Here is a 5552-nt window from a genome sequence, read left to right on the forward strand (position 1 = left end):
CCGCCGCCGCCGAGCCGGACGCCGACCGCGGCCGGCGCGAGCTGCTGGAGCGCGTCGAGGCGGGCACCGCGCGCACCGACGCCCTCGCTGCGCGGGTGGTCGCCCTGGAGGCCGGCAACGCCGAGCTGGCCGCCCGCCTGGGCGGCAGCCGCGCCGCGCAGGCCGCGGCGCGCGCCGACGAGCTGGCCGTCGCCGCGGCCGCGGTGGCCGTCAGCGGACCGGGCGTGCGCGTCGTCCTCGACGACGCCCCGGTCCCGGACGAGGGGGTCGGCGCCGGGGCCGCGGACACCTCCGGGCGGGTCGTCGACCGCGACGTCCAGCTCGTCGTCAACGGCCTGTGGCAGGCGGGCGCGGAGGCCGTCTCCGTCAACGGCCAGCGCCTGAGCGCGCTGTCCTCCATCCGCGCGGCCGGGGAGGCCGTGCTCGTGGACCACCGCCCCCTCACCCCGCCCTACGCGGTCTCCGCCGTCGGCGACCCGACGCGGCTGCAGACCGGCCTGGCGGCCTCCGTCGCGGGCCGCTACCTGCAGGTGCTGCGCGACAACTACGGCATCGGCGTCGAGGTGGAGGCCCGCGCCGAGGACGACCCCCTGACGCTGCCCGCCGCCCAGCGCCTGGACCTGCGGCTGGCCGTCGCGGCCGCGCGGTAGCGTTCCGCGACGTGGTCGCAGCGCTCGGACTCCTCGTCGGCATCGTCGCGGGCGTGCTCCTGCACCCCGAGGTGCCGGTGTTCCTGCAGCCCTACCTGCCGATCGCCGTCGTCGCCGCCCTCGACGCCGTCTTCGGCGGCCTGCGCGCCGTCCTCGACGGCATCTTCGACGACCGCGTCTTCGTCGTCTCCTTCGCCTCCAACGCCGTCGTGGCGGCGCTCATCGTCTACCTCGGCGACCAGCTCGGCGTCGGCTCGCAGCTGTCCACCGGTGTCGTCGTGGTGCTGGGCGTGCGGATCTTCTCCAACGCCGCCGCGATCCGCCGGCACCTGCTCAACGCGTGAGCGCCGACGAGCAGCCGGGTGGGCGGCCGCGGGTGCCCGCGGCGCCGCGCCGCTCGCCCTGGCGGCGGCTGGTGCGCGCCGGGCGCCCGCGCGCCACCCGCGGTCAGCTGCTGGCCGGCCTGCTGTGCGCCGCGCTGGGCTTCGGGGTCGTCGTGCAGGTGCGCTCGACCGACTCCTCGGGCCTGGAGGACCTGCGCGAGAGCGACCTGGTGCGCATCCTCGACGACACCACCGAGCGCGGGGACCGGCTGGCCGACGAGCTGCGCGGCCTGGAGGCCACGCGCGAGCAGCTCACCGAGGGCAGCGACTCCGCCCAGGCGGCCGAGCGCGCCGCCGCCGAGCGCGCCACCGAGTACGGCCTGCTGGCCGGCACCCTGCCGGCGAGCGGTCCCGGGATCGTGGCCACGGTCTCCGACCCCGGCGGCGCGGTGCGCTCCACCCACCTCATCCAGCTCGTGCAGGAGCTGCGCGACGCCGGGGCGGAGGCCCTGCAGGTCGGCGCCACCCGCGTCGTGGCGAGCACCGCGTTCGCCGACGCCCCCGGCGGCGTCCTCGTCGACGGCGCCACCGAGCGCGCGCCCTACGCGGTGACCGTCGTCGGCGACCCCGACACCCTCTCCACGGCCCTGGACATCCCCGGCGGCGTGCGCGAGACGCTGCGCCAGGCCGGTGCGCAGCTGGCGGTGCAGACCTCCCCGGCGGTGCAGGTGAGCGCCTTGCACGTGCTCTCCGCCCCTCAGTACGCTCGCCCGGCGTCGCCGGAGCCCTCTGCGGACCAGTGAGCACCACCCAGCCGCCCGCCACCCGAGGAGTCCCCGCCGCCATGTCGAACGTCCCCGCCGACCTGCGCTACACCAGCGAGCACGAGTGGGTGCGCGTCGAGGCCGACGGCACCGTCCGCGTCGGCATCACCGACCACGCCCAGGACGCCCTCGGCGACGTCGTCTACGTCTCGCTGCCCGCCGAGGGCGAGGGGGTCAGCGCCGGCGGCTCCTGCGGCGAGGTGGAGTCGACCAAGAGCGTCAGCGAGATCACCGCCCCCGTCAGCGGCACCGTCTCCGGGCACAACCCCGGGCTGGAGACGCGCCCCGACCTCGTCAACAGCGACCCCTACGGCGAGGGCTGGATGTTCACCATCACCCCGTCCGACCCCGCCGAGGTCGACGCCCTGCTCGACGCGCAGGCCTACGCCGCGCACGCCGGGTGACTCACGCCGGGTGACTGCCTGCTGACCCGCGGGGTCCACCCGGCTAGGGTGGTCGCGAAGATCCGAGGCCAGTGCGTGGAAGGTGGTGTCGATGTCTGCGGGCACGTCGCCGGAGGACGACCGGACCCCTGACGAGGTGGCGGCCGAGCGGCCGGCGGACTCGACCATGTCCTTCTCCGGCCTGGTCGCGCCGGAGGGGCACGAGGGCGCCGAGCGCGGCCTCACCAGCGACGACCGGGCCGCCATCGAGGCCCTGCCGGCCGGTTGCGCGCTGCTCGTGGTGCGCCGCGGGCCGAACACGGGCTCGCGCTTCCTGCTGGACGCCGAGCGCACCTCGGCCGGCCGGCACCAGACCAGCGACATCTTCCTCGACGACGTGACGGTCTCGCGGCGGCACGCGGAGTTCCTGCGCGCGCCGGACCCGGTGACCGGCCCGGGCTTCCGGGTGCGCGACGTGGGCAGCCTCAACGGCACCTACGTCAACCGCGAGCGCATCGACGACGTCGTGCTCAAGGCCGGTGACGAGGTCCAGATCGGCAAGTACCGCATGGACTACCACCCGAGCTCGGAGGTCGCGCAGCCGTGAGCGCGTCCGGAGCCCGCGCGCTGGACCCGAGCGCCCCCCGGATGACGATCGGTGAGGTCATGGCGATCCTGTCCCCGGACTTCCCCGAGGTCAGCATCTCCAAGATCCGCTTCCTCGAGGAGCAGGGGCTCGTGGAGCCGGGGCGCACGGCCGCCGGGTACCGCAAGTTCTCCTCCGACGACGTGGACCGGCTGCGCTACGTGCTCGCCGCCCAGCGCGACCACTACCTGCCGCTGCGGGTCATCCGGGAGAACCTGGAGGCCATGGACCGCGGGCTGCAGCCGCCGGAGCAGCCGGGGGCGGCCCCGCGGGTGCCGACGGTGGTGCCCGTCGCGGGCGTGCCCGGCGTCGAGCGCTTCGAGGGCCGCGCGGCCGACCTGCGGCTGACGCGCAGCGAGCTGCTGCGCGAGTCCGGCGTCGCCGCGGAGATGCTCGACGCCCTGGAGGGCTTCGGCGTGCTCTCGCCGGCCCCCGGCGGCCCCTGGTACGACGGCGAGGCGCTGGAGGTCCTGCGGGCCGCGGCCGCCCTGGCCGCGCACGGCATCGAGGCGCGCCACCTGCGGATGTTCCGCACCGCCGCCGACCGCGAGGTCGCCCTCGCCGAGCAGGTCGTGGCGCCGATGCAGCGCCAGCGCTCGGCGGAGGCCTCCGCGCGCGCCGAGCAGGTCGCCCGGGAGATCTCCGCCGCCTGCCTGCGCCTGCACACCGCGCTGGTCGCCGGGGCGCTGGGGCGCGTCACCGGCTGAGCACCGGCCGGGCACCGCCCGGGCGGGCTCCCGGGTGCGGGCGCCGGGCACGGGGTACGGTGAAGCCGTGCGCGCGCTCGATGTCATCGGCGTCAGGGTCGAGATGCCTTCCAACAACCCGATCGTGCTCCTGCGCGAACGCGACGGGGACCGGTACCTGCCCATCTGGATCGGTGCGCCGGAGGCCAGCGCCATCGCCTTCGCCCAGCAGGGCGTGGTGCCCCCGCGGCCGCTGACCCACGACCTGCTCAAGGACGTCATCGAGGCCGTGGGCCGGCGCCTGGAGGAGGTCCGCATCGTGGAGATGCGCGACAACGTCTACTTCGCCGAGCTCGCCTTCGACGGCGGCCTGGTGGTCAGCTCGCGGACCTCCGACGCCATCGCGCTGGCGCTGCGGGTGGGGTGCCCGATCGTGAGCGCCGAGGAGGTCCTGGACTCCGGCGGCGTGCCGGTGCCCGACGAGGACGAGGACGAGGTCGAGAAGTTCCGCGAGTTCCTGGACCACATCTCCCCGGAGGACTTCGAGTCCGGCGAGCGGTGAGTCCGCGGTCCACCGCGAGAAGGTCGCAGGGCGGCGCGCCGCGCGCCTCGTTGACGCTCCGGGGGTGCCGCTCTACGGTCAGTGTGCAGGACGCTCCCGCTCGAAGCCTCGACGGGTGGCGATGACGAGGAGGCCGGCGTGAGCAGTAGCGACGCAGTCGCGGGGTCGTCGCGGAAGTCCCAACCCGCCCGCGCGCAGGGTCTGCTGTTCGAGGAGGACCTCCCGGACCTCGACGACGAGGTGGGCTACCGCGGTCAGACGGCGTGCAAGGCGGCCGGCATCACCTACCGCCAGCTGGACTACTGGGCCCGCACGGGCCTGGTCGAGCCGAGCGTGCGCGGGGCCTCCGGCTCCGGCTCGCAGCGGCTGTACGGCTTCCGCGACATCCTCGTGCTCAAGGTCGTCAAGCGGCTGCTGGACACCGGGGTCTCCCTGCACCAGATCCGCACCGCTGTCACGCACCTGCGCGAGCGCGGTGTCGACGACCTCGCGCAGATCACCCTCATGTCCGACGGCGCCAGCGTCTACGAGTGCACCTCGGCGGACGAGGTGATAGATCTCGTCCAGGGCGGTCAGGGCGTGTTCGGCATCGCCGTGGGCCGCGTCTGGCGCGAGGTGGAGGGCGAGCTGGCCTCCCTGCCGAGCGAGCGCCCGGCCGACCGGGACCCCGGGCACACCGCGATGGTCCTGGCCGACGAGCTGTCCGCCCGCCGCCGGGCCCGCGAGGCCGGCTGAGACCCCTCGCCACCCTCCCGCACGTCGAAGGCCCGGACGCCCCGCAGGGGGGCTCCGGGCCTCAGCCGTGCACCGGGCGGCTGCGCCCCGCCGGCGCGCCGCCGCTCGAGGAGCCCGTCAGTCGACGAGCTCGGGGCGGGGCAGCGCCTGCATCGCGAAGGGGTCCACGACCCAGTCGTGCGCGTCGGGCAGCCACAGCACGGCCGCCAGCAGCGCGTCGGCCCACGTGCGCAGCAGCTCGTCCAGGCCCACCCGCCAGGAGTGCTGGTAGCCCTCGCCGTCGTCGGAGAGCACGAGCTGCTCGACGTCCCCGCGGCTGGAGCCCAGCCGCACCGCGATGAGCTCCTCGTCGCGGGCGAACAGCGGCAGCAGCGCCGGGGGGGCCGCCGGCCCGGGACCCCGGCCCGCGGCCCGGCGCAGCGCCTCGTCCAGGTCCAGCGGCACCCAGCCGCCGGGGCCGACCGTGGGTGCGCTCGTGCGGTAGCGGGTGCGCACCGGCTCCACGCCGTCGACCTCGCGCCACCACGTCCGCGCCGCGCGCGGCAGCAGCAGCCCGAGCTGGCGCTCGACGGCGTCCAGGCGGGAGTCGTCCACGCCCGGACGCAGCCGGGTGGCGATGTCGGCGCCCGAGCGCGTCCACTGCGCGCGCAGGCGGTCCACGAGCTCGCGGGTGCGCACGGCCTCGGGGGCTTCCGCACCGGCGGGGCCGGCGGGGCGGAAGCCCCCGAGGCCGTGCGCACCCG

The 5552-nt window shown here is 76.1% G+C and carries 9 protein-coding genes; 8 read left to right on the top strand and 1 reads right to left on the bottom strand.

The genetic code is table 11. From position 1 onward, the window contains the following. The 8 genes from GTQ99_RS19095 to GTQ99_RS19130 all read left to right on the top strand — a co-directional run. On the top strand, positions 1 to 650 hold a 650-nt coding region (locus GTQ99_RS19095), incomplete at its 5' end, for a DUF881 domain-containing protein (protein ID WP_166617300.1). Between the two features lie 11 nt (positions 651 to 661). Further along, the gene (locus GTQ99_RS19100) at positions 662 to 994 is read left to right on the top strand and encodes a DUF1290 domain-containing protein (protein WP_166617301.1); all 333 of its coding nucleotides are present in this window, start codon (positions 662 to 664) and stop codon (positions 992 to 994) included. Beyond that, entirely contained in the window at positions 991 to 1776 is a 786-nt protein-coding gene (locus GTQ99_RS27175) for a DUF881 domain-containing protein (protein WP_166617302.1), read from the top strand. The genes GTQ99_RS19100 and GTQ99_RS27175 overlap by 4 nt, the downstream gene beginning before the upstream one ends. Before the next feature lie 41 nt (positions 1777 to 1817). Then, entirely contained in the window at positions 1818 to 2201 is a 384-nt protein-coding gene (gene gcvH / locus GTQ99_RS19110) for a glycine cleavage system protein GcvH (RefSeq protein WP_166617303.1), read from the top strand. Between the two features lie 91 nt (positions 2202 to 2292). Continuing rightward, positions 2293 to 2787, top strand: a complete 495-nt coding sequence (locus GTQ99_RS19115; RefSeq protein WP_166617304.1) for an FHA domain-containing protein — start codon at positions 2293 to 2295, stop codon at positions 2785 to 2787. Then, complete coding sequence (gene ftsR / locus GTQ99_RS19120; RefSeq protein ID WP_338075119.1) at positions 2784 to 3533, top strand: transcriptional regulator FtsR; 750 nt, start codon at positions 2784 to 2786, stop codon at positions 3531 to 3533. Before GTQ99_RS19115 ends, ftsR begins: the two co-directional genes overlap by 4 nt. Before the next feature lie 67 nt (positions 3534 to 3600). Then, the gene (locus GTQ99_RS19125; protein ID WP_166617305.1) at positions 3601 to 4074 is read left to right on the top strand and encodes a bifunctional nuclease domain-containing protein; all 474 of its coding nucleotides are present in this window, start codon (positions 3601 to 3603) and stop codon (positions 4072 to 4074) included. Positions 4075 to 4212: 138 nt separating this feature from the next. Continuing rightward, positions 4213 to 4809 carry a MerR family transcriptional regulator gene (locus GTQ99_RS19130; RefSeq protein ID WP_166617306.1) on the top strand — a complete coding sequence of 199 codons (597 nt, stop codon included), beginning with the start codon at positions 4213 to 4215 and terminating at the stop codon, positions 4807 to 4809. Positions 4810 to 4926: 117 nt separating this feature from the next. Here GTQ99_RS19130 and GTQ99_RS19135 read toward each other — a convergent pair. Further along, positions 4927 to 5552, bottom strand: a 626-nt coding sequence (locus GTQ99_RS19135) for an SMI1/KNR4 family protein (RefSeq protein ID WP_166617307.1), incomplete at its 5' end; no start/stop codon positions are given.

This window comes from Kineococcus vitellinus, from assembly GCF_009906315.1.
Classification (GTDB): Bacteria; Actinomycetota; Actinomycetes; order Actinomycetales; family Kineococcaceae; genus Kineococcus; species Kineococcus vitellinus.

Excerpts from the sequence above, each read along its gene's own strand:
- gcvH (WP_166617303.1), top strand. The coding sequence starts at position 1,818 with ATGTCGAACGTCCCCGCCGACCTGCGCTACACCAGCGAGCACGAGTGG.
- GTQ99_RS19115 (WP_166617304.1), top strand. The coding sequence starts at position 2,293 with ATGTCTGCGGGCACGTCGCCGGAGGACGACCGGACCCCTGACGAGGTG.